The following is a 24750-nucleotide window of genomic DNA, read 5'->3' as shown; positions in this document are numbered from 1 at the left end:
GAGATGTTTAGTCCAGATTTTGAAATAGTACGTAAACGCATAGAAACTTTTACCAAAAAAAATCGCCATGAATTTATCACGGTCGAGCATCTGCTCTTAGGATTGATTAATGATCAGGCTGTCAAAGACATGTTGGATGATTTTGGGGTGGATGTCAGTGAATTAAGTGATGCCCTAAAAATATACCTGTCGGATTATGTACCAAAAACCGCCGACGATAATGCACGTGTCAAGCCCACTAAGAGCTGCGAGCGCGTCTTGCAGCGTGCGATATGGCATCATCAATCTGGCGGCGTTGAGCGACCGATTGATTGCATGGATGTACTGGTTGGGATATTCAGCGAAAAAGACTCTCAGGCATTGTATCTACTGCAGGCACGTGAAGTGAGTAAATTGCGCGTCCTTCGCTACATATCACACAATAAAAAAGACGAAGTTGAATCCTCTCAGACACCAAGTGAGAATAAAGAGCCTACCAAATCCAAAAATCCGCTTGAAGAATTCGCTACCAATTTAAACGAGCGAGCCAAAAAAGGCCGCATCGACCCACTCATCGGGCGTGATGCTGAGATTGAGCGTACGGCTCAAGTTCTGTGCCGCCGCCGTAAAAATAACCCTTTGTTGGTCGGTGAAGCCGGCGTAGGTAAGACGGCGATTGCAGAAGGTTTGGCTTGGTTGATTGTCAACGGTAGAGCGCCAAAACCTTTGGCTGACACGGTGATTTATAGCCTTGAAGTGGGTTCTTTGGTTGCCGGTACTAAGTTTCGCGGCGACTTTGAGAATCGCATGAAGGCACTATTAGAAGCTTTAAAAGAACAACCAAATGCCGTATTGTTCATTGATGAAATTCATACGATGATCGGCGCAGGTTCTACCATGAACAGCTCAATGGACATGTCTAATCTGATTAAGCCAGCACTGTCTAATGGTGAGCTTCGTTGTATTGGTTCGACGACTTTTAATGAATATCGTCAGATCTTTGAAAAAGACCATGCGTTGTCACGCCGATTCCAAAAAATCGACGTGGTTGAGCCGAGCGTGACTGATACAGTGAGCATTCTTAAAGGACTAAAAGAGCGTTATGAGAAACACCATCATGTGCAGTACACAGATGAAACGCTAGAGGCTGCGGCAGCATTGTCAGCGCGCTACATTCAAGACAGATTATTGCCCGATAAGGCGATCGACGTAATGGATGAGGCTGGTGCACGAACGAGGCTAGTTCAAGCTGCCAAAGACGATGAAGCTGCGACCGTGATTGATGTGCCAGCGATCGAAGAGGTGGTGGCGAAGATTGCACGCATTCCGCCCAAGTCAGTCTCAAAAGACGATAAAGACACCCTAAAAAACCTTGAGCGTAATCTAAAACACGTCATCTTTGGGCAGGATGAGGCCATTGAGACATTGTCTGATGCGATTAAGCTTGCTCGCGCGGGTCTAAAGCCTACCGATAAGCCCATTGGTGCGTTCATGTTCGCAGGCCCGACAGGAGTGGGTAAGACTGAAGTATGTAAGCAGCTTGCCTTTGCGCTGGGTGTGGAGTTCGTGCGTTTTGACATGAGTGAATACATGGAGGCGCATACCGCATCGCGTTTGATCGGTTCTCCGCCGGGTTATGTGGGCTTTGACCAAGGTGGGCTCTTGACCGAAAAGATCCATAAACACCCACATTCTGTACTGCTACTAGATGAGATTGAAAAGGCGCACCCTGATGTCTTTAACCTATTATTGCAAGTCATGGATCATGGCACGCTGACTGATAACAACGGACGCTCGGTGTCGTTCAGGCAGGTTATCTTAATCATGACGACGAACGTGGGCGCAGAGAGTATCAGTCGCGCATCCATGGGCTTTACCCACCAAGATCATTCGGCGGACAACGCTGACGCACTTAAACGCACGTTCACGCCGGAATTTCGTAACCGCCTGGATGCGATTGTGAATTTTGCACCGCTTGATGAGAGTGTCATCACATCGGTTGTTGATAAATTCATCATCGAGCTACAGGCTCAGCTTGATGATAAGAATGTCGTGATTGAGATCGATGACGAGGCCAGAGCATATCTTGCCAAAAAAGGTTATGACAAGCTCATGGGTGCGCGCCCAATGGGCAGGCTGATCCAAAATGAAATCAAAAAAGTCCTCGCTGAGATGATTCTCTTTGGGGAGTTGGTTGATGGTGGTGTGGTGCAGATTTCTGTTGATAAATCCATGAATACCGAAGAATCTCAGACAGATAACAATCAACAAAACTTAGCAAAATTAAGCTTTAATGTGATACAATCCACATTGCAAAATTCGCCCGCTTAAATGCGATGATTTAAGCCTTGTGGCGGCTTGTTATGAGCATAATTTGAACCGATGAAGGATTTTTTATGGCACAGATTTTAGACGGTAAAGCATTGGCAAGTTCTATTGAAAATGAACTGTCAGCACGCGTGGCAACATTAAAAGAAAAAACTGGACGCACACCAATTCTTGCGACCATTTTGGTGGGTGATGACCCTGCATCTGCCACTTACGTGCGCATGAAGGGCAATGCTTGTAAGCGTATCGGCATGGACAGCATTCGCGTTGAGATGCCTGAGACCACCACGACCGATGAATTATTGGCAAAGATCGATGAACTTAATGCCAATCCTGACGTGCACGGCATCCTACTGCAGCACCCTGTGCCTGCTCAGATCGATGAGCGTGCTTGCTTTGATCGCATTAGTCTATTAAAAGACGTGGATGGCGTTACGTGCCTAGGTTATGGTCGTATGGCGATGGGTGAGAGTGCTTATGGTTCTTGCACGCCACAAGGCATCATGCACCTGCTGAATCACTACAATGTCGAATTGTCTGGCAAACATGCTGTGGTGGTGGGTCGTAGCGCCATCTTGGGTAAGCCAATGGCGGCGATGCTGCTAAATGCTAACTGTACTGTGACCATCTGCCATTCACGCACTCAGAACCTAAGCGAGCACATCCGTCAAGCGGACATCGTGGTGGGTGCTGTGGGTGTTCCTGAGCTGATCAAAAAAGACTGGATCAAGCAAGGCGCAATCGTGGTTGATGCAGGCTTCCACCCAACGCCAGAAGGTGGATGCGGTGACATCGAGCTAAAAGGCATCGAGAACGTGGCTTCAGCGTACACGCCAGTTCCAGGTGGTGTGGGTCCGATGACGATCAATACACTGATTCGCCAGACAGTAGAAGCCGCTGAGCTAGAAGCTGGCATCTAATCTGTATCGCTTAAATGATAAAACCGCTCTTCGGAGTGGTTTTATTTTTGGCGAGGAATTACTAAATCCCTATGTGTGTATTTGTGGCAGCCATGATAATTTTAGATGATCAAATCCAACACCGCTTTTGAGCCAACAAAACCAATGGCAAGTAGAATAAAGCCATAGATGGTAAAGTTCGCTGCACGTTTACCACGCCAGCCTTGGCGATAATGACCAACGATAAACACACCAAATACCGTCCATGACAGCACGCTAAAGAATAGCTTGTGCGCGATGTGCTGTGCCATGATGTCATAAGTGGCAACCACACCAAGCCCAAGCGCCACACTTAAAATCACAAAACCCATCAAAATCATGTCAAACAACAAGCCTTCCATGCTCTGTAGGCTTGGCAGTTTACTCACCCAAAAGCGGTGGATGGTCTTGTGTTTGAGTTCGCGAATCTGTAGGCGCAAGATGATCGCTTGTACAGCAGCCATCAGCAGGGCGCAGTAAGCGGCGAATGAGAGTAAGATGTGTGCCTGAAGCAGGGGGTTAAGGTCGGTTAGCGGCTCGTAAGCGGCGCGCCCAAAGTAGCCCGCGCTAAGCCCTATCAAAGCAGCTGGCGCAGCAAGGACACCAAGGCTTAATATAGGGCGATATAGACTAAATAGTACAAAAAACACCAAAAAGAACAAACTGATTAGGCTAATCGTGTTAAAGATGTTAAAATTAAGCCCATACAGCGTGACGATTTTTGGACATAGCAAAAATGCGTGCATTACTGCGCCGATGATGAGTGCGGTGATGATTGGAAGTTTGTTGATGGGTTGTTGCTTGATGAGTTTTTGATACAAGATCAGGCCGGTGGCGGCATAAATCAAAGCGGTCAACAGATAAATAATTAACACAACAACCCCTAATTAGGATAAAAACGCCCAAAATTGCGCATTTTTCCCCGTACTTTTAATTTAAATTGGCATAATTGCATAATTTATCATAAAATAGGGGGGATTTGTAGCAGTCTTGCTGTTTGATTTTAAATTTAACCGTGGAAAAATTATGTTTGATACGTTAACCGAACGACTCTCTGGCAGCCTTCGTAATATTGCAGGCACAGGTCAGCTGACCGAAGATAACATTAAGGATACATTGCGTGAAGTGCGCATGGCACTGCTTGAGGCGGATGTTGCTTTGCCTGTGGCGCGTGAATTTGTCGCGAAGGTTAAAGAGCAGGCGCTAGGACAAGAGGTTCTAAAAGAGCTTGCGCCAGGTCAGGCATTCGTTAAGATTGTCTATGATGAGCTGACTGAGATGATGGGTTCGGCGAATCAGTCTTTGGAGATGACTGGCAAGCCGCCAGTGGTGTATCTGTTGGCAGGTCTACAGGGTGCAGGTAAGACAACGACCGCAGGTAAGCTTGCCAAATTCCTACAAGAAAAGCAAAAGAAAAAAGTCATGCTTGTATCAGCCGACGTATATCGTCCAGCAGCGATTCGTCAGCTTGAGCAGGTGGCAGGTCAGGTTAATGCAAGCTTTGTGCCATCTAGTACAGACGAGAACCCAATCGACATCGCTCGCCGCGCCATCGAACAAGCCAAATTGCAGTATCAAGACATTCTGATCATTGACACCGCAGGTCGCCTTGCGATCGACGAGGAGATGATGAATGAGATTAAGGAGCTTACTGCAGCGGTGAATCCAACCGAGACGCTGTTCGTGGTGGACTCAATGACAGGTCAAGATGCTGCCAATACTGCTAAGGCATTTAACGACGCCTTGCCGCTGACAGGTGTCATCCTGACTAAGACAGATGGTGATGCTCGCGGCGGCGCTGCCTTGTCTGTGCGTGCCATCACCGGTAAGCCAATCAAATTCCTAGGTCGTGGCGAGAAGCTGGAGGCTTTGGAGCTGTTTCATCCTGAGCGTATCGCACAGCGAATCCTTGGCATGGGTGATGTGTTGTCATTGGTCGAAGAGGTTGAGAATAAAATCGACCGCGAGCAAGCCGAACGCATGGCGAAAAAGCTCCAAAAGGGCGGTGAGTTTGATTTGGAAGATTTGTTAAATCAATTCCAGCAAATGAAAAACCTTGGCGGTATGGCAGGATTCCTTGATAAGATGCCTGGCATGGGTGGCGCCGACCTCCAAAAAGCGATGGAAGAAGCCAAGCCTGAAGAGAAAGTCAAGGAGATGGAAGCGCTGATCCACTCAATGACTCCATTTGAGCGTCAGAACCCTGACAAAATTACCCCGAGCCGTAAACGTCGTATCGCCGCAGGTTCCGGTAAGCAAATTCAAGATGTCAATCGCCTGCTAAAACAACACAAGCAAATGGCGAAAATGATGAAGATGATCAGCCGTCCTGATGGCATCGGCAAGATGATGAAAGCTGTTCAAGGGCTAACCAAGGGCATGAGTGGTGGCGGTGGGCCATTATTCGGTGGTGGTAATGCTGGTCAAAATCCAGCAGGCCTGAATGTTGAAGACATGAAAAAATCCATGGCAGACCTAGGCCTAGATCCTAACAATATGCCAAGCATGGAAGACATGCAAAAGCAGATGAAAGCGATGGAAGGGCAACTTCCTAATTTCAAAAAGCGTTTTTAATCATCTATTTCGCCATAAAACACCCAACAATGGGCTTGGGTGTTTTGTTTTTATTGTATAAACCAAGATCTCCTAACCATGCTAATCGCCTTTGACACCATTTTTGAGCAATGCTCTATCGCCATTTTGCAAAATAACACTGTTATCTATACCCAGACCGTGGCAGGCGGGCGTGGGCAAACGGAGATTATCTTGCCCATGCTGGATAAGGCACTGCATACGGCAGGTGTGGACATAAAAGACGTACAGGCGTGGGCGTTTAACCGTGGGCCGGGGGCGTTTAGTGGCATTCGTATTAACACCGCCCTAGTCCAAGCCCTATCTGTCGCCAATGACGCACCGTGTATCGGCATATCCAGCTTACACGCCCTGGCATTTATGGCGTGTGAACAGGCAAGTATGGCGGACGGCACAACGATAACCGCCGTGATAGACGCTCGCCAAAACCAAGTCTATGCAGGGGATTTTGTGGTACAAAAAGCCTTGCCCATTGCCCAAAGCGAATATTTGCTGGATTATGATAAGCATGTAGAGACCGACATCATCGTGGGGGATGGGGTGGATTTGGTGGCAACAACTGCCAAAAAATTACGCCTAAATCCGACTGCTTGCCACATTGCACACCTTGCCTATCCCTTATTTTTAAAGGGTGAGACGGTAACGGCAGAAAATGCTTTACCTGTGTATCTAAGAAATAACGCTTGGAAAACATTGACAGAACAAGGTAAGAAATAATTAAGCAATTTTAAAATTAAATATAGGGCAATTTATTCGCCTAATTATTCAATACCAAACAATGTTTAACCCCCAACCCATACCGCCAATAAATATTGGTGAATTTAAATAAAAGAGTAATATTTTGGACATTCTATTATTTATCAAAGCCGTTATCATGGGTATTGTCGAAGGTATTACCGAGTTTTTGCCGATTTCTAGTACAGGTTATATGATTTTGTCGGCAGACATCATGAATTTTTGGGACAAGGACAAGCGAGATTTGTTCATTGTTTTTGTTCAGCTTGGGGCGATTTTGGCGGTCATTTATGACTATTGGGGCAGGCTGTGGACGGCGTTTATGGGGCTACTGACAGGCAAGGCGGACGGCATGACCAACCCTCGTGGACTGGGTATCTCGCTCATCATTGCCACTATTGCTGTCATGGTTGTCGGCTTTACCCTAAAAGACTTTATCACAGGCACGCTCTTTCACCCGCTTGTTGTGGCGACCATGCTTATCATTGGGGCGTTACTTATCATCTATGTCGAAAAGCACCCACGCCCCATTAAGGCACAAGAAGCCGAACATATTGACATCAAGACCGCTCTTAAAATCGGACTTTGCCAATGCCTTGCCTTAATCCCTGGTACAAGTCGCTCTGGCTCTACCATCATCGGGGCGCTGTGGTTTGGAGCGTCTCGCAAGGCGGCGACCGAATTTTCATTCTTTTTGGGCATCCCTGTCATTGTCGGGGCAGGACTTTTGGAGCTTATTGAGAAAAAAGACGTGCTACAAACAGGGGAAGATTGGGCGATTTTGGGCGTGGGAACGGCAGTGTCTTTTGTTGTTGCTCTATTGTGCATTCGTTTGCTTGTGGTGTGGGTATCAAAACGGGATTTTATGATTTTTGCCTATTTGCGGATTATCACAGGCGTAATTGTGTTATTGGCGTATTTTGTGTTTGGTTATCAAATTCAAGGGTAAATTTAGGGTAAGTATTAAACGGTATTTGTAGGGGTGAATCATATTCGTCCTATTATCTAAATTGCAACTCAAAAGGCAATATTTTGACTATTAACATCATCGGCACCGAACAAGACAAATTGTTATTTGATACATTAGACGTTATCAATAAAACTCACAATTTGTCTTTGAATTTATCTTTTTATGCTTTATCAAAACTAAGTGATAAATTTATCTCATCGTTTGCCAATGATAATGCTAATACACCCCTAATCGCTATTATAAAAAATACGCCAACTTTAATTAAAATTGACAACAACGCCATTATAAAATCATCATTAAATTGGCAAGCCCTAACCAAACGTATCGTAACCGCAGGGCGAAAGTCCGAGCTGATATTACAAGCAAGCAAATTAACGCCTGACATGAGCGTGATAGACGGTACGGCAGGCTTTGGGCAGGACGGATTGATATTGGCAAGCACAGGGGCAAGTGTGGTGATGATAGAGCAAAATCCTATCGTGGCAATGCTATTATTATTTGAACATCAAATGATGAACACCAATCCAAATTGGCAAAAATTATTAAGCCGAATTACGATTTATCATGGTAATTTTTTGAATGCTGATTTTCTGGCGACCTTACCAAAGGCGGATATGATTTATCTTGACCCTATGTTTCCTTCCGATAGCTATTCGGCAAAGGTGGGTAAAACCATGCAAGTATTACATGATTTGGCAAATCCGCCAAGCGATGATGATCAAAAACTATTTTTGGATAGTGCCAATACTCAATTAAAAGATAATGGCAAAATCATAGTCAAACGCCCCTTATCCGCCCCCCATTTGGCAAATAAAACGCCCGTGCAAAGCGTGGCAAATGATGCCATTCGGTTCGATAGATATGAATTAAATAAATGAGTGAGAAAATCTATGCAGTATGAATATCTGGTGCTAATCATTGTGCTGATCATGACATGGCAGAATTTTTCGCTAAGACGTAAAATTAAACAGTTGTGGCAAGCGATGGATAAGAGCAAATATATAACGCGCTATCTTGAGATCGTGGCTCAGACGCGCGACCAAGCTGCGGCTGTCAAGCAGCTGCGCCGTGAATTTAGTGAGCTAAACCTGCTACAAGCGGTCGAAGTGAGTCAAATCGCACACAATCAGCCAATCAAAACCAAGAACCAAAAGCATGACTTTTAAAGACAAACTCATCGCTTGGCTTCAGTTGACCCGCTTTGATAAGCCTGTGGGCACGGAGTTGCTTCTTTACCCGACGCTGTGGGCGCTGTTCTTAGCCAATGCAGGCCTGCAAAGATTGCCAAGTATCGCTCATTTGGTGATTTTTATGCTTGGGGCGATATTCATGCGCGCGGCAGGCTGCGCGATCAATGATTTTGCTGATCGCAAGGTAGATGGTCAGGTTAAGCGTACCAAAGATCGACCTTTGGCGGATGGAAGGTTGTCTGCTAAGACGGCTGTGGCGACCTTTGTGGGTTTGGCTTTATTGTCGGCCTGTCTGCTTGTATTTTTGCCGTTGCAGGTATTTTATTGGTCGTTTGGGGCGGTAGCACTTGCTTTTATTTATCCATTCATGAAGCGTTATACGCATCTGCCCCAAGTTGTATTGGCGGCGGCGTTTGGCTGGGCGGTGCCGATGGCTTATGCGGCCACGTTGGGGTATGTGGATGGATGGGGCTGGCTGGTATTCGCTGCCTACATGTGCTGGACGGTGGCCTATGACACGCAGTATGCCATGTGCGACAGAGATGATGACCTAAAAATCGGGGTTAAATCAACAGCAATCTTGTTTGGTCGCTATGATGTGGCAACCACCATGTTGCTGCATTTGGCATTTGCGCTATTGATGGGCTTAGTCTTGCGGCATTATTTTGATAATTGGACGGGGTGGCTGTTGGTTGCGCCATTGTTTGTAATGTTCACTTATCAATATCTATTAATTAGGAATCGTGAGCGCATGGCATGCTTTCGTGCCTTTCGCCACAACGCATGGGTGGGGCGCTATGTTTTTGCATTGGTGTTGATTTTGTGTATTTTTTATTTTGGTGGTTAATTCCTTCAAAGTTATAGGTATTTCTTTGTTATTATTTATAAATAACTTGTTGTATTTTTATGGATTTTTGGGGAAAGTGGGCTCATATCATTAGGAAAATTCATAACTTACGATCAAAATATGATATGATACATCCTTAAAATAACCGCGCTGTAAATGGTGCTGGATGATGTGAATGGACTGGTAATTTGCCAAGAGGATTTGGCTTGGTATTTATTATTTATTATGACGGATAAGATGAAGACTGATTTTATTGCTGATGCGGTGCAATCCATTCGCACAGAACAGAGTGCGCTTGATTTATTGATTGATGAGCTTGATGAGCGATTCATCTTGGCTTGCCAGACGATTTTGAATTGCAATGGGCGTGTGGTGGTTACAGGCATGGGTAAGTCTGGCCATATTGGACGCAAGATGGCAGCGACATTTGCATCGACTGGCACGCCGTCTTTTTTTGTGCATCCTGGTGAGGCGGGGCATGGTGATTTAGGCATGCTCGTCAAAGGCGATGTATTGATTGCCATCTCTAATTCAGGCGAGTCTGATGAGATTCGCACATTAATCCCTGTGGTTAAGCAGCTTAACATTCCGCTCATCAGCATCAGTCGTGATAAGCGCGGGTTTTTGCCAAGGTCTGCTGACATTGCACTGACCCTGGGTAAGTCTGAGGAAGCCTGTCCACTTGGTTTGGCGCCGACATCCAGTACGACAGCAACCCTTGCACTGGGGGATGCGCTCGCGGTGGCATTGCTGCATGCGCGTGGATTTACCAGTAATGATTTTGCCTTGTCGCACCCAGCAGGTGCATTGGGTCGCAAGCTATTGACCCGTGTTCAAGACCTGATGCACGACCAGAATCTACCGATCATCAATCAAGACGCAAGCCTGCATGATACGCTGCTTGCCATGACCAGTGGTCGCCTAGGACTTGCGGTAATCATTGATGATGCAGAAGATGTGGTTGGCGTTTTTACCGATGGTGACTTGCGCCGTAGACTTGCTGAGCACACGGATCTGTCAGCAAAAATTGGCGAGATCATGACGCGTACACCAAAACATACCACCAAAGAGACACGCGCCGCTGATGCATTATCCATCATGAATGAGTGCAGTATCGGGCAATTGTTGGTCTTGGATGGTGGTAAATTACAAGGCGTTCTGTCCATTCATGATGTGGTACAAGCAGGCGTTAGCTAAAAATCGGAAGAAGACATGACACAAGAAATTATCTCCCAAAAAGCTGCCAAGATCCGAATGTTGGCGATGGATGTCGATGGCATCTTATCAGATGGGCAGATCATTTATAGCTCGAATCACGTGGAGACGAAAGCGTTCTATGTACAAGATGGTGTGGGATTACAAGCACTCAAAGAAGCGGGCATTATCCTTGCCATCATCACGGGTCGCAGATCTCCCATGGTGGATCGTCGCGCACAAGAGCTTGGAATCCATCATGTTATTCAAGGTCGCGATGATAAATTTACCGCGTTATCAAAGCTTGCAGCGGATCTGAATTTGTCTTTGGATGAATGTGCGTATATGGGCGATGATTTGCCAGACCTAAAGGCGATACGCGAAGCAGGGCTTGGCATGAGTGTACCAAATGGAGCGCCCATCGTTCAGCAGACGGCGGACTATGTAACCACGAAGGCTGGTGGGCATGGCGCAGTACGTGAAGTGTGTGAGCTTATTTTGCAGGCTCAAGGTAGGTACAATGCCTTTATCCAAAAATTTTTGTAGTCTGGTGTGATAGGCATTATTAAATGAATGTACGAATTTTAAGTGTACTTGGCGTAATCGTAATCATGGTTGCCGCTTGGTTTTTTTACCAAGAAGAGCCAAAGATTGAACCTACCGTACCCGCCAAGCCTGACGTATCTTATGAAGTCACCGAGATCAAAGCCGTTCAGACGAATGAAGAGACGGGCGAGACTGAGTACACGTTGACTGCCGACTCGCTGGTACAAAATGCCAGTGGCGAAGATGAGATGTTGGTCGCGGTGATGAATTGGCAGCCACCTGCAGGCGAGAAGTACATCATCGAAGCTAAAAGAGCTGTTCTTGAGCAGTCAACAGGCGATATGGCGCTTTCTAATGGGTTTACTTTAACGCGTGAAGCGGTGGATAATAAACCCAAACTCGTCATCACAGGTAATAAACTATCGGGTAATACCAAGTCGCGCATGCTCTCAAGCGATGAGCCGCTGACTATTGTCCATGGTGAAGATCGCTTTAAAGCTCAAGGTTTTAGTGCAAACCTACAAACAGGCGAATACGAATTTAGTAAGATTGAAGTGCTTTACAATTCTGCGCCTAGACAGGACAAATCGTTGTTTTAATTTATATTTTTAAAATTTGAGAATACTATGTCAACTTTTAATGTTCTAAAAACTGCTTTGGCAATCGGCATATTTGGACTGCCTTTGGTTATCAGTAGCGCCAATGCGTTGCCATCAGACGCCAATCAACCAATTCGCCTACTGGCCGACCGTGCCACTTATGTGGAGCGTACTGGCGTTACGACTTATTCGGGAAATGTCACCATTGAGCAGGGCAGCCTTAAGATCGCTGCTGATAACATCACGCTGAACTTAAGTAACGATCGTAAGATCAGCTCGGCGACTGCTACCGGCAGACCTGCTACCTTCCAGCAAGTCATCACCAAAGAAAAAGGTGTTGCTAAGGGTCAAGCCAACCGCATTGATTATAATACAGTCACTGGCATCGTAACCCTAACCGGCAATGCAAAGCTTACCCAAGCAGGTTCTAGTTTTGCAGGCAATACCATCCGTTACAGCCTAAAAGCTGGGGATGTTGAAGCGAATGCCGGCGGTGGTCAGCGTGTGGAGCTTGTTTTCCCACCAAGTGGCGGCAGCTCTCAGCAGGGTCTGCGCTGATGGTTGAATAGGGCGTTTTGCCCTATTTTGATTTTTGGGTATGGGGCATCTATGTGATTGATGATGCTTTGAATGTCAAAACTTATAAGGAAAAACATGTCAAATACGACATTGAGCATGCGTCATTTGGGCAAGCGATATGGTCAGCGCTGGGTTGTTAAAGACGTGTCATTTGAAGTGGAGCAAGGTCAAGTTGTTGGCATCTTGGGGCCAAATGGTGCCGGCAAAACAACCAGTTTTTATATGGTGGTCGGGCTTGTGCCGATGGATCGTGGTCAGGTAATGCTTGGCGAATTGGATTTATCCAAAAAAAGCATGCATGAACGCGCCGCTCAAGGTATTGGTTACCTGCCACAAGAAGCATCGATTTTTCGTAAATTGACAATCGAGCAGAACATTCTGGCTGTGCTACAAATGCGCAAAGACCTGAACAAGGACCAGCAGTTGCAAGAGCTTGAGAAGTTAATGGCCGAGTTTAGCTTGGAGCACGTGCGCCAATCTCTCGGGATGAGCGTCTCTGGCGGTGAGCGTCGTCGTTGCGAGATAGCACGTGCTTTGGCAAGCAACCCTAAGTTTATTTTGCTTGATGAGCCATTTGCAGGTGTTGATCCGATCTCTGTTAGTGATATTAAAGACGTCATCAGCACCCTAAGAATGCGCGGCATTGGCGTGCTAATCACCGATCACAATGTGCGTGAGACCTTGTCCATCTGTGAAAAAGCCTACATCGTCTCAGAAGGTGCCATCATCGCAGAAGGCGCGCCCAATGACATCTTGGCGAATGAATTGGTGCAAAAAGTATACCTTGGTAAAGATTTCTCAGTTTAATCAAACTTCAAGATTATAAATAAATGGCAAAAAAATCAACATCTTATGTCTGTCAATCCTGTGGTGCTCATTATGGCAAATGGTCAGGACAGTGTGCCGACTGCGGTGAATGGAATTCGCTGGTAGAAGCACCTGATGTCAGTATGCCACATCATAAAGCCACCAAAAAGACCATCGCATCCACGCCCAAAACTTCTAATTATGCAGGTGCGTTGTCGGGTGTCATGAGTCTTGATGAGGTGGGTGTTACTGTAGAGACTCGAATGCCGACAGGGATAGGGGAATTTGATCGAGTGCTTGGCGGGGGCTTGGTGGCAGGATCGGTTGTGCTGATTGGTGGCGATCCAGGCATTGGTAAATCTACGATACTACTACAGACTGCCACCAATATGGCGGCAAGCGATTCTCTGGCGGGATCGGCGCTATACATCACGGGTGAGGAGAGTTTGTCTCAGGTTGCCATGCGTGCCAAGCGATTAGGACTGCCGACAGATCGCTTAAGAGTGCTTGCTGAGACCAATGTTGATACCATTTGTTTAGCTTTATCTACCGAGCAGCCAGCCGTGGCAATCATTGATTCTATCCAGACATTATTTACCGATGCCATACAGTCGGCGCCTGGTGGCGTGGCTCAGATTCGTGAATCTGCAGCGATATTGACACGCTATGCCAAGCAGACGGGAACGGCGCTATTTTTGGTAGGTCATGTTACCAAGGAGGGTGCATTAGCAGGTCCGCGTGTGCTTGAACATATGGTTGATACGGTACTTTATTTTGAGGGGGAATCTGACAGTCGTTTTCGAATGATTCGCGCGGTAAAGAATCGCTTCGGTGCGGTGAATGAACTTGGTATCTTCGGTATGATAGATACAGGACTAAAAGAAGTCGCCAATCCTTCGGCGATATTCTTAAGTCGTTACGAACGGCCGATTGCAGGCTCGGTGGTCATGGTAAGCCGAGAAGGAACTCGCCCGCTACTTGTTGAAGTTCAGGCACTGGTCGATGATTCGCACGCTCAGCCTAGGCGTATGGCGTTGGGTCTTGACCATCAAAGGTTATCCATGCTCCTTGCGGTCATGCATAGACATGGTGGCATTCACACAAGCGGACAAGATGTGTATGTAAACGTCGTGGGTGGCGTGAAGGTCATGGAGACAGGTTCTGACTTGGCAGTACTATTAGCCTGCGCATCTAGCTTAAGAGAAAAGGCGCTGCCACCACGCTTGGCGGTTTTCGGAGAGGTGGGGCTATCAGGTGAGATTCGCCCTGTACCTAATGGGCAGGAGAGATTAAAAGAAGCGATGAAGCACGGATTCACACACGCCATCGTGCCTAAGGCCAATGCACCCAAATCTGACAGTTCGCAATTTAAAGGCATTCAGGTGATTGCTGTAGATCGATTGGATGATGCCATTGATCGAGCATTTGAGTTGATTTAGGTAGTATGGCCTTTACATGGTGAAAAGACGCAAATAAAAAACAGCTCCTAGGGCTGTTTTTTTATTAGATGAAATATTAAGGTCCATCAACGCGCTCAATGATGACATTGCCTGTACCACGTTGCGTGATGCCGATGGCTTGTGCTGCACCATAAGACAGATCAAGCACGCGATTACCATTAAAAGGACCGCGATCATTGACTTTTACGATGACAGACTTGCCATTGTCTTTGTTAGTGACTCGAATATAGCAGTTAAGAGGCAATGAACGATGAGCTGCGGTCATGGCGTTCATGTTAAAAGTCTCGCCACTAGCAGTTTTTTTGCCGTGAAACTGACGACCATACCAAGATGCCAAACCAGTTTGTTTGAATTTATTGACTGTGTTAGAAGCCACAGCGGTTAATTTTTCCAGTACGGGCTCATCTTGTTTAACTGATGAGCCAGATTGAGTAATCAATGGGCTGTTAAAGGTCAAAGAAGAGGGCTGGCGAGCAGATTTGACCAAGCTTGATGCGCCATTATGCTGACGAGTCAATTCACCGAGCACTTGATCGATGTTGACAGCGCCTGTTTTGCTGTCGGCAGCAGTGGCAGATACACTAATGGCTGCGCCAAGTGCGATGCTGGTGCCTAGCAAATAGGTGCTAATGTTTTTCATAACTACCTCTTCTTTGGTGTTTGGTGAAGTTCCATCGGGCGATTTCACCGAGGTCTATTAGATAGACATTTGTTATTAAACCATCTTAACAACATGGAGATGAACGCAGCAAAATTCAAGTCGCTGTGATTTTAAACTGTATGACAAACTGCATTCAATAATTTGATGTCTGATCAAAATGCCTTGCACTTTAACTAAACGATTTTGGTCATAAAATGTATAAATTTCATTGTCAAAATCAATTGATAAACTGATAAAACAATGCGGATTTATGGATTTTTTATATGGTAACACCATTTAGATAAATTACAAGCATATTAAAACCATTAAAATCATATACTTAAATAAAAATATCATTTATAAAGTCCGTGTTTGCAAGGTTTTTTGATTCAAAAATTGGTTATGTTACCTTGTTATTGATTAAAATTAGTGTCTAATAGATTTAGATATTTTAAGTATTTAATTATGATATTTTTATTAATAATAATTAAGACAAACTTAATAATTTTAATGATACGATTTTATTTGTATCGGATAATGCGATAGTGGTTTGTGGATTGGTGGAAAAATTGCTAAAATTGCAAATGTAGCATGAGATTTTTTCGGATTAATGTTAAGATATTTTATAATAATCAATAGCTTTGGTGCTAATTATGATTGGCCAGGTTGATAAGATGATGACAATAAATAAAAAATTACAAGTAACAGCGGTGATTATGATGGGGGTGTTTGGCTTGTCATCGTGCGCCCAAAAAACTGCACCCGCCAAAAAACCACAACCAACCAAAGTGTTATCAAAACCTAAACAGTCCACCAAGCAACCCGTGAATACCGTCAATACAGTGGCTAAACCGCCTCAGATTAACATCATCCATCATCACGGTGAGCATGATGGGCATGCTCATGACATTATCAGGAATGTCGGAACGAAGGCAGATTTTGAGATGTGGCTACGCAGTCATCCCCATCAAAAATCTCATGTTGAAGAATATACGCAATTTCTTAAGAATCATATCGGTAAAAATCTGCCGCCGATGCACCAGCTACTGACGACGGCGCGTTCATGGCAGGAGTGTGGTTATGAGCCTTATGAAGTACCGCCGCGTGAGCTATGGGCGCAGATGCTGCCAACGATTAAGCTGTATGACGAACTTCGCGCTAAAGGCATCTTACCTGCCAATACCCACATCCGTTCAGTATATCGCAATCCTGACTTAAACCGTTGTGCTGGCGGTGCGCCCAGCAGTAAGCACATGACGAATGGCGCGATGGATATTTGGGTGCCTACTTATGATGCAGACAGTCATGAATTATATCAACTGCAGAATCGTCTGTGCGAGTACTGGGTGTTTTATGGTGAATCGCATAATTTTGGTTTGGGATTATATGGCACAGGCGCCATTCATCTAGATACGCAAGGCTATCGAAAATGGGGTGCGCAATTCTCCGAGTCTCATTCTATGTGCCGCTATACACCGCCTAAGCCTAGTGAGTTCACATGGCAATAACCAAATCATCCTTTGATGCATTGATACAACAGCGACATATCTTAAACCTTATCGGTATTCGCCAATGGGGGCAATTAAGCACGCCTGCCGCTCAGGTGGCAAGCTTAGCTGATAGGTTTATGAAGGATGCTAAGCGTTTCGATTCTAAGAGTGATGACATACGTCAGGATCAAGATGAGCCTAACCCGCCATTAACCACGCCTGAAAATTCTTTGGTGGTAGATGATAATACGCAGATTACATCGGTCGTCCAAGAACCAAATAAGTCAATCAATAACACACAACAATCTAAAAATCCTGCCCAAAGTACACTTTTAAATATAGATGAGGTGAGTACCGCCCAATCCGCTGATTTATCATCGACTGCTATTTCATATGTACTAGAAGGTGTTCGTGTTGGTGAGTGGGTGCTCTTGGTGGATATGACTCTGATGGGTGATAAAGAGAAGCTGGTATGGGCATCGCTAAAGACGGCATTGTCAAAATGGGCGGCAGAACGCAAAGCCTTCCTCTCGGTGGAGAGTATTCGTTATCCTATGAACGATGATCTGGAAAATTCGCCAGCGCTGGCCCAAAAGTGCCTTGATGGTTTTATTCTGCGATTACGAATGATGGGCGACATCACCAAATTCGATCAGGTAAAATTAGCCTTCCTAAGCGAGCTAAGTGATGGGGTGGATTATTTTGGTGAAGTGCAAACATTACCACAACTTTTGGTGATGCATGAAGACAGTAATGCTAAGAAGCAGCTGTGGCAGTCGGTAACGGCCTAACCATCTTGAATCAAGGATGCGACCGACTTGGTTTCTGTACTGTCAATTGTATTGTTATTTTAATGATATAAAGGCATGTGATAATTTTAATTATTGATTGGTTGATTTCCAACTTTCACTGAGAATAACCAATTAATTTAGGGCGTTTACCTTTATTTAGGTAATAAAAAAACTCTTGAATATTCAAGAGCTTAAAGATGGTGCCCGGGGCCGGACTCGAACCGGCACGCTATTGCTAGCGAGGGATTTTAAATCCCTTGTGTCTACCAATTTCACCACCCGGGCGGGTTGTTAATAATAACAATCAAAAAATGGAGGCTGAGGTCGGAATCGAACCGGCGTACACGGAGTTGCAGTCCGCTGCATGACCACTCTGCCACCCAGCCATTATGTGCTTAATCGCATCGATTAAGTGGACGCTATGATAGCAAATTTTTACAAAAAAGCAAGCGATTTTTTATAAAAATTTGCATTTTTTATATTTTTTGTCAAATGATAGAGTGTGTGACGATAATTATGCATAAAAAATAGACGCTTGTTCACAATTTTTGGTAAAAATCAATCTATTTTTTTGGATGTGAAGTAAATAAAAAAGCTCAAAAAATCAAGAATTTTAAAGTATAATAGTAAAATTTATTTAGTTTTATGGGTTTATCAAAACTGTTGGTTTGTTTTGAAATTGTCAAATCCAAAAAACTCAATAAAACTATTAGGTTGAATAAGAGTGTTTATCGATACTTTTATTCTGCGTGGTTTTAGGGTTTTGCTTTCTTGGGTGCTTGCTTGATGATTGGTTTTGCAACCGTCTAAAAAATCAAATCCGTAAAACCCCATTTTCATTATCTGATAAAGCCAAAATAAGGTGCTTATGAAATTAAATTTACGTGCAGCGACCATTGCTGCAGTATTTGCAGGCATGACACTGCTGGCTGCTTGTAATAAATCAGCCCAAGATGAGCAAGCGGCAGCGGCAGCACAGCAACAAATGCCGCCAACAGTCGTGGATGTTCAGACGGTAACGCTTAGCGCGATCCCTGTAGTGAAGTCTTTCTCAGGTCGCGTGACGGCAGTTGAGACATCTGAGGTTCGCCCGCAGGTGACGGGGATCGTTGATGAAGTGTTGTTCCGCGAAGGTGGGTTTGTACGTGCAGGTCAGCCTTTGTACCGCATCAACACGGATAACTATACCAGTGCGATTAATGCAGGTCGTGCAGCGATCGCCAATGCTGAAGCTTCTGCGCAAAATGCACGTGCAGCCCAAGCCCAAGCTCAAGCCAACCTAGCCGCGCAGCAAGCAACTTTAGCCCAGGCGCGTGCTGATCTAGCCAGATTACAAGGCTTAGTTGAAGTTGATGCGGTATCAAGACAGTTTTATGATCAGGCGGTGACTGCTGTGCGTACGGCTGAGGCGAATGTCGAAGCTGCCAGAGCCACGGTCGCACAAGCCAAAGCGAGTGTCGGTAGTGCAGATTCTGCGATCAACAGCGCCAAAGCCAGCCTAAGCGCAAGCGAGCTAGACCTAAGCCGTACCATCGTACGCGCACCCATTAGCGGTAAAGTAGGTATCTCGGCAGTAACGAATGGTGCATTGGTGTCAGCCAATCAATCAAATGCTCTGGTAACCATCACGCGCACCGATTATGTCTATGTAGACATCAGCCAATCATCCGCAGAGATGCTACGCTTACGTCAGCAGATCGCTGAAGGTAAAGCGAGCCAAGGCGATCCAGAAGTGCAAATCGTCCTAGAAGACGGTGGCACATACCCAATCATCGGACGTCTGGCTCTGTCTGATGCGAGTGTCGATGAAGCGACTGGCGCGGTTAAGCTAAGAGCGGTGTTCCCGAACCCTGATGGCGTCCTCATCCCTGGCATGTATGTTAATGCCAATCTTGCGCAGTCTATTATGAACAACGCTGTTCTACTGCCACAGACTGCCCTCACACGCACACCTAAAGGCGAAACCCAAGTTTATATCGTAAATAAAGACAAGAAAATCGAAGTTCGCCCAGTTGAAACTTCAGGTACCTTTAACGGTCAATGGGTGGTCAGCAGTGGATTACAAAATGGCGACCAAGTTGTCGTGATGGGCGGTGCTAAAGTTAAGCCTGACCAAGCAGTAGAAGTGCGTACATTACCACCAACGGGCGCAGCAGGCAATCAAGCGCAAAACGCTCAAGTGCCACAGCAGGCAGGTCAAAACAGCGTGGTAGCGCCAAAAGATGAGTCAAGCGAACAGTCGCAAGCTGCTCAAGATACGCCTAAAGCACAGTAGGAGCGGTCATGTCTAAGTATTTTATTGAGCGTCCCATCTTTGCATGGGTGATCGCCATTTTGATCATGCTGGTGGGTATTATTGCGGTTCGCAGTTTGCCCATTGAGCAGTATCCGCAGATTGCTCCGCCGACAGTTTCGGTGAGTGCTGTCTATCCTGGTGCTGATGCTGAGACGGTAGAAAACACAGTAACGCAAGTCATTGAACAACAGATGAAAGGTCTGGATGGTCTGATGTACATGTCATCAAGCTCATCAGCGAATGGCTTGGCATCTGTCACGCTAACCTTTGAAAATGGCGTTAATCCTGACACCGCGCAGGTACAAGTACAAAACAAGCTACAAGCAGCGACCAGTTCACTGCCAGCTGATGTACAGCGTCAAGGCGTGACGGTTAATAAGTCTAGCAGTAGCTTCTTGATGGTAGTATCATTCATCTCTGAAGATGGCAGCATGACACAGTCGGACATCGCTGACTATATTAACTCGAGCGTGGTGGATAGTCTAAGCCGTGTTAATGGTGTGGGCTCGCTGAACGTGTTTGGCTCGCCTTATGCCATGCGTATATGGCTAGATCCTGCCAAGCTTTCTTCTTATGCGCTGATACCATCTGATGTCTCAGCTGCGATTCAATCACAAAACGTGCAAGTATCAGCAGGTCAGCTTGCTAACCTACCAACAGACCTAGATCGTCAAGTGATTAACGCGACGGTGAGTGTGCAAAGCTTCCTGCAGACGCCAGAGCAATTCGGCAACATCATAATTAAATCTGACCCTTCAGGCGCAAAAGTCTATCTGCGTGATGTGGCAGATATTGAGCTAGGCTCAGAAAGCTACGCCGTTAAGACTCTATATAATGGACAACAAGCCGCGGGTATGGGCATCATGCTTGCCTCTGGTGCGAATGCCCTTGAAGTGCGTGAAGCAGTACAGGAGCGTCTTGATGAGTTGTCACAAGGCTTCCCTAGAGGTCTAAAAATCGTTGTGCCTTACGACACCACACCATTTGTTAAGCTGTCTATTAAGCAAGTTGTTATGACGCTTCTTGAGGCGATTGTGCTGGTGTTCTTGGTTATGTTCTTGTTCTTGCAGAACTGGCGCGCGACCATCATCCCGACACTTGCGGTACCTGTTGTCATTCTAGGTACGTTTGCGGTATTATCGCTATTTGGTTTTACCATTAACATCCTAACCATGTTTGCGATGGTGCTTGCCATCGGTCTGCTCGTCGATGATGCGATCGTTGTCGTAGAGAACGTGGAGCGTATCTTAGAAGAAAATCCAAATATCTTAGTCAAAGATGCCACCATCCAGTCGATGGGTGAGATTAGTAAAGTTGTTATCGGTATTGCACTGATTCTCTCGGTGGTATTCGTACCGATGATTTTCTTTGGTGGCTCGGCTGGTGTGATTTACCGTCAGTTTGCGGTAACACTGATCACCAGTATGTCATTGTCAGCAGTAGTTGCGCTTATCTTCACACCTGCGCTGTGTGTAACCATTCTAAAACGCCAAGCGCACAAAGACATCCACACTCAAAAAGGCTTCTTCGGTTGGTTTAACCGTTTCTTCTTCAAGGTCAGCCGTGGCTATGAGAAATTCGTAGGTAAGACCTTTAATGCCAAGTGGATCTTTGCGATCGTGTATGCTGTGGTTATCGCTGTGATGGCATTATTGTTCACGCGCTTACCATCATCATTCGTCCCAGAAGAAGACCAAGGTGTCTTGATGACATTGGTTCAGCTGCCTGCAGGTTCGACGCTTGATCAAACTGCTGCGGTCATGGAAAAGGTGGGTGGCTACTTTCGTGAACAAGAGGCGGATAACGTAGAGTCGGTCTTTACCATCTCAGGCTTTAGCTTTGGTGCCAGTGGTCAAAATGCCGGCTTAGCTTTTGTTAAACTAAAAGACTGGAGTGAGCGTACTTCAGATGAAAGCCTAGCTCAAGCAATTGCGGATCGCGCCATGGCATTGAATGTCATGATTCCAGAAGCGACATTTGTGTATCCAATTGCCCCGCCTGCAATTCAAGGTTTTGGTAATGCCAGTGGCTTTGATTTACAACTCCAAGACATCGGCGGTGTGGGTCATGCTAAGCTGTTGGAAGCTCGTAATATGCTACTTGGTATGTCTGCTCAAAACCCAGCTGTGGCAGGTGTCCGCCCTAATGGTCAAGAGGATGCGCCTAAGCTTAAAGTAAACATCAACCAAGAGCAAGCAGCTGCCTATAACCTAAATATGGCAACAGTGAATGGCGTTCTGGCTCAAGCCTTTGGCGGCAGCTACGTTAATGACTTCATTGATCGTGGCCGTATCAAGAAAGTATATATGCAAGGTGCTCCTGATAGCCGTGCCACACCTGAAGACATCAATAAGTGGTATGTGCGTAATAGCCAGGGCGAGATGATCAGCTTCGGCGCGTTCTCTAACAGTGAATGGCAATATGGTAGCCCTGGCCTTAACCGTTACAACGGTCTGTCATCACTGAATGTTCAGGGTTCAGCCGCGCCTGGTAAGAGTACGGGTGATGCCATGCTTGCCATGGAGCAGATGATCTCCCAGCTGCCTGAGGGTATCGGTTATGAGTGGACAGGTCTATCACTAGAAGAGCGTAAGACTGGCGGTCAGGCTTTGACACTATATGCGATCTCTATGGTTGTTGTATTCTTGTGTCTGGCAGCGCTATATGAGAGCTGGTCGGTACCATTCTCGGTGATGTTGGTTATTCCATTGGGTGTTATTGGTGCGGTTATCTTTACCATGCTTCGAGGCTTTGCTAACGACGTCTATCTACAGGTGGGCCTGCTCACGGTAATTGGTCTGTCCGCGAAGAATGCGATTTTGATTATTGAATTTGCCAAAGAGATTCAAGAATCGGGGGCGAGTCTAAAAGACGCGGTTATGAAAGCAGCTCGAATGCGTCTGCGCCCGATTATTATGACGTCTCTTGCCTTTGGTATCGGTGTTGTGCCTTTGATGATTGCCACAGGCGCAGGATCTGGTAGCCAGAACGCAGTCGGTACGAGCGTGGTCGGCGGGGTAATCACAGCGACTTTCCTGGGCGTGTTCTTTATCCCGATGTTCTATGTGTGGGTGCGTTCAGTATTCCCATATAAGCCAAATCTTGCCAAACCCGTCGCTGCATGCGAACGCGAGTAAGGAGAATTTATGAAATCAACCAAAACAGTTCGCCTGTTCACACTCTCAGCCCTAGTGCTGGGGGTATCGGCGTGTAGTACGATTCCAAAATCAGCCCAGACCATGGTGGCTCAGCCAAATTTGGCAGTGGATCAGGCTTACCAAGTGCTAGATCAACAGACCATCAGCGTGGCAGAAGCACCAAGCGTGGCATCGATGCGCTGGCAGGATTTCTATGCCGATCCCAAACTTAAGTCATTGATCGAACTCGGTCTGAACAACAACAAAGACCTACAAAAAGCTGTTCTGGCGATCCAAAGCTCGCGTGCCCAGTATCAGATCACCGAAGCTGACGGCATTCCAAAGCTGGGCGCATCTGGTGGTGCGACTCGTTCAGCATCGCCTGCCGATCGTAATGCCAGCAGTGGCTACAATGTCGGTCTTGCCATGTCTAGCTACGAGATTGATTTTTGGGGTAAAGTGGCGAACGCCAAAGACGCAGCGCTGTATAACTATCTTGCGACCAATTCAGCCAAAGACGCGGTGCAGATTTCTTTGATTTCTAACATCGCGCAAAGCTATGTCAATCTAAGCTATGCATTGGCCCAGCGTCAGCTTGCTGTTGAGACATTAAAGACTCGTGAGCATTCACTAGACATCACGAATAAGCGCTTTAAAGCGGGGATTGATGCACGCTCACCCAGCTTGCAGGCAGAAGCGTCACTAGAAGCGGCGAAGTTGGCGATTTATCAAGCTGATACTGGCATTCTACAAGCGCGTAACGCACTACAGCTGCTACTTGGCGCACCAGTCCCTGATGAGCTGATGCCTGACATGGCGGTAGATAACATCACGACCCAGACGCTATTTAGCACAGGTCTTCCAAGCGAACTTCTGTACTATCGTCCTGACATCGTACAAGCAGAGCACGCATTAAAAGCAGCAGGCGCGAACATCAATGTGGCACGTGCTGCTTATTTCCCATCGATCAGCCTGTCGGGTAATTTAGGATTCAGTTCATCCAGCCTAAGTAATCTGCTAGAGTCGAGCGCTTTTGCTTGGTCTGTTGGCCCTTCGATTAATCTGCCAATCTTTGATGCAGGTGTTCGACGTGCTAATTATGAAGTGGCAGAAGTCGCCCAAAAGAGCGCATTAGTCACCTACGAAAAAGCCATTCAGACCGCCTTTAAAGAAGTAGGTGATGTGTTGGCAAGCCGTGCTACGCTTGGCAGACAGCTAGAATCTCAGTATAAGCTTCAGAATAATTATCAACAAACCTATCAAATCGCCCATGCGCGTTTCCGCTCAGGTTTGGATGATTATCTAAGCGTGCTGGATGCGGAGCGTTCATTATTCGCCAATCAGCAAAACATCCTAAACTTAGAATTACAAAAAATCCTAAGTCAGATTCAGCTGTATCAAGCGCTGGGTGGCGGCGCAACATTAACTGCTGAACAGATCGCCAGCCTGAAAAAGCAGCGTGAAGCGATGCGTACGGCTGAACTTGCGACCAAAGAGCAGCTTACGACTGTGAGTGCGGATGTGGCCGATGCTGACTTCGAGATCGTACAGCCTGCACCAGCGACATTGAATGTGATCGAACCTGCTAATGCTGATGGTATTTCAACACCTATCAGTATTCAATAATGATCT

21 protein-coding genes and 2 tRNA genes are annotated in these 24750 nt (G+C 46.1%); 19 read left to right on the top strand and 4 right to left on the bottom strand.

Annotated elements, in window-relative coordinates; genetic code table 11:
• Positions 1-3 precede the first annotated feature (3 nt).
• Together clpA and folD are read left to right on the top strand one after the other, a co-directional pair.
• Positions 4-2310, top strand: a complete 2307-nt coding sequence (gene clpA, locus AAX10_RS05285) for an ATP-dependent Clp protease ATP-binding subunit ClpA (RefSeq protein WP_046700055.1) — start codon at positions 4-6, stop codon at positions 2308-2310.
• Positions 2311-2375: 65 nt separating this feature from the next.
• A complete protein-coding gene (gene folD, locus AAX10_RS05280; RefSeq protein ID WP_036362927.1) occupies positions 2376-3227 on the top strand; it encodes a bifunctional methylenetetrahydrofolate dehydrogenase/methenyltetrahydrofolate cyclohydrolase FolD in 852 nt (283 codons plus the stop codon).
• 101 nt (positions 3228-3328) lie between these two features.
• Here folD and AAX10_RS05275 read toward each other — a convergent pair whose 3' ends face one another.
• Entirely contained in the window at positions 3329-4120 is a 792-nt protein-coding gene (locus AAX10_RS05275) for a cytochrome C assembly family protein (RefSeq protein WP_046700054.1), read from the bottom strand.
• Positions 4121-4271: 151 nt separating this feature from the next.
• Here AAX10_RS05275 and ffh point away from each other — a divergent pair, with 151 nt between their 5' ends.
• The 12 genes from ffh (at position 4272) to radA (ending at position 14743) form a co-directional block, all read left to right on the top strand.
• Positions 4272-5819: a signal recognition particle protein gene (gene ffh, locus AAX10_RS05270; RefSeq protein WP_046698236.1), complete on the top strand. Its 1548-nt coding sequence runs from the start codon at positions 4272-4274 to the stop codon at positions 5817-5819.
• A gap of 78 nt (positions 5820-5897) precedes the next feature.
• Entirely contained in the window at positions 5898-6554 is a 657-nt protein-coding gene (gene tsaB / locus AAX10_RS05265; RefSeq protein ID WP_046700053.1) for a tRNA (adenosine(37)-N6)-threonylcarbamoyltransferase complex dimerization subunit type 1 TsaB, read from the top strand.
• A 124-nt stretch (positions 6555-6678) separates the two neighbouring features.
• On the top strand, positions 6679-7521 hold the full coding sequence (locus AAX10_RS05260) for an undecaprenyl-diphosphate phosphatase (protein ID WP_046700052.1): 843 nt from the start codon (positions 6679-6681) through the stop codon (positions 7519-7521).
• Between the two features lie 83 nt (positions 7522-7604).
• Positions 7605-8420, top strand: coding sequence for a class I SAM-dependent methyltransferase (locus tag AAX10_RS05255; protein ID WP_046700051.1), 816 nt, complete (start codon positions 7605-7607; stop codon positions 8418-8420).
• Between the two features lie 12 nt (positions 8421-8432).
• Positions 8433-8708: a hypothetical protein gene (locus AAX10_RS05250; RefSeq protein ID WP_036362909.1), complete on the top strand. Its 276-nt coding sequence runs from the start codon at positions 8433-8435 to the stop codon at positions 8706-8708.
• Positions 8698-9579, top strand: coding sequence for a 4-hydroxybenzoate octaprenyltransferase (gene ubiA, locus AAX10_RS05245; RefSeq protein WP_046700050.1), 882 nt, complete (start codon positions 8698-8700; stop codon positions 9577-9579). Before AAX10_RS05250 ends, ubiA begins: the two co-directional genes overlap by 11 nt.
• 225 nt (positions 9580-9804) lie before the next feature.
• Positions 9805-10776, top strand: coding sequence for a KpsF/GutQ family sugar-phosphate isomerase (locus AAX10_RS05240; protein WP_046700633.1), 972 nt, complete (start codon positions 9805-9807; stop codon positions 10774-10776).
• Between the two features lie 15 nt (positions 10777-10791).
• Positions 10792-11319 (top strand): KdsC family phosphatase, encoded by a 528-nt coding sequence (locus AAX10_RS05235; RefSeq protein WP_046700049.1) that lies wholly within the window; start codon positions 10792-10794, stop codon positions 11317-11319.
• A 23-nt stretch (positions 11320-11342) separates the two neighbouring features.
• Entirely contained in the window at positions 11343-11918 is a 576-nt protein-coding gene (lptC, locus tag AAX10_RS05230) for an LPS export ABC transporter periplasmic protein LptC (protein WP_046700048.1), read from the top strand.
• 27 nt (positions 11919-11945) lie between these two features.
• Positions 11946-12476 carry a lipopolysaccharide transport periplasmic protein LptA gene (lptA, locus tag AAX10_RS05225; RefSeq protein WP_046700047.1) on the top strand — a complete coding sequence of 177 codons (531 nt, stop codon included), beginning with the start codon at positions 11946-11948 and terminating at the stop codon, positions 12474-12476.
• 96 nt (positions 12477-12572) lie between these two features.
• Complete coding sequence (lptB, locus tag AAX10_RS05220) at positions 12573-13304, top strand: LPS export ABC transporter ATP-binding protein (protein WP_080947061.1); 732 nt, start codon at positions 12573-12575, stop codon at positions 13302-13304.
• A 23-nt stretch (positions 13305-13327) separates the two neighbouring features.
• Entirely contained in the window at positions 13328-14743 is a 1416-nt protein-coding gene (radA, locus tag AAX10_RS05215; protein WP_046700045.1) for a DNA repair protein RadA, read from the top strand.
• A 76-nt stretch (positions 14744-14819) separates the two neighbouring features.
• Here the strand turns inward: radA and AAX10_RS05210 are convergent, their stop codons facing one another.
• Positions 14820-15404: a septal ring lytic transglycosylase RlpA family protein gene (locus tag AAX10_RS05210; RefSeq protein ID WP_036362892.1), complete on the bottom strand. Its 585-nt coding sequence runs from the start codon at positions 15402-15404 to the stop codon at positions 14820-14822.
• A gap of 653 nt (positions 15405-16057) precedes the next feature.
• Here AAX10_RS05210 and AAX10_RS05205 point away from each other — a divergent pair.
• Both AAX10_RS05205 and AAX10_RS05200 read left to right on the top strand, forming a co-directional pair.
• Positions 16058-16912 carry a D-Ala-D-Ala carboxypeptidase family metallohydrolase gene (locus tag AAX10_RS05205; protein WP_226997743.1) on the top strand — a complete coding sequence of 285 codons (855 nt, stop codon included), beginning with the start codon at positions 16058-16060 and terminating at the stop codon, positions 16910-16912.
• Positions 16903-17685: a hypothetical protein gene (locus AAX10_RS05200; RefSeq protein WP_036362889.1), complete on the top strand. Its 783-nt coding sequence runs from the start codon at positions 16903-16905 to the stop codon at positions 17683-17685. Before AAX10_RS05205 ends, AAX10_RS05200 begins: the two co-directional genes overlap by 10 nt.
• 198 nt (positions 17686-17883) lie before the next feature.
• On the opposite strand, the gene AAX10_RS05195 is transcribed toward AAX10_RS05200, so the two are convergent.
• Both AAX10_RS05195 and AAX10_RS05190 read right to left on the bottom strand, forming a co-directional pair.
• Positions 17884-17970, bottom strand: a tRNA-Leu gene (locus AAX10_RS05195).
• Between the two features lie 27 nt (positions 17971-17997).
• Positions 17998-18071, bottom strand: a tRNA-Cys gene (locus AAX10_RS05190).
• A gap of 482 nt (positions 18072-18553) precedes the next feature.
• Between AAX10_RS05190 and AAX10_RS05185 the strand changes: the two genes are divergently transcribed.
• From AAX10_RS05185 to AAX10_RS05175, 3 genes are read left to right on the top strand one after another with little or no spacing between them, the layout of a single operon-like run.
• Positions 18554-19960: an efflux RND transporter periplasmic adaptor subunit gene (locus AAX10_RS05185; protein ID WP_046700043.1), complete on the top strand. Its 1407-nt coding sequence runs from the start codon at positions 18554-18556 to the stop codon at positions 19958-19960.
• 8 nt (positions 19961-19968) lie between these two features.
• Complete coding sequence (locus AAX10_RS05180) at positions 19969-23118, top strand: efflux RND transporter permease subunit (protein ID WP_046700042.1); 3150 nt, start codon at positions 19969-19971, stop codon at positions 23116-23118.
• 9 nt (positions 23119-23127) lie between these two features.
• The gene (locus AAX10_RS05175) at positions 23128-24744 is read left to right on the top strand and encodes an efflux transporter outer membrane subunit (protein ID WP_080947060.1); all 1617 of its coding nucleotides are present in this window, start codon (positions 23128-23130) and stop codon (positions 24742-24744) included.
• Positions 24745-24750: the final 6 nt, after the last annotated feature.

This window comes from Moraxella bovoculi, assembly GCF_000988745.2.
Taxonomy (GTDB): Bacteria; Pseudomonadota; Gammaproteobacteria; order Pseudomonadales; family Moraxellaceae; genus Moraxella; species Moraxella bovoculi.
Note: the sequence above shows the minus strand (reverse complement) of the source record. Positions and strands in the feature narration are given on the sequence as shown.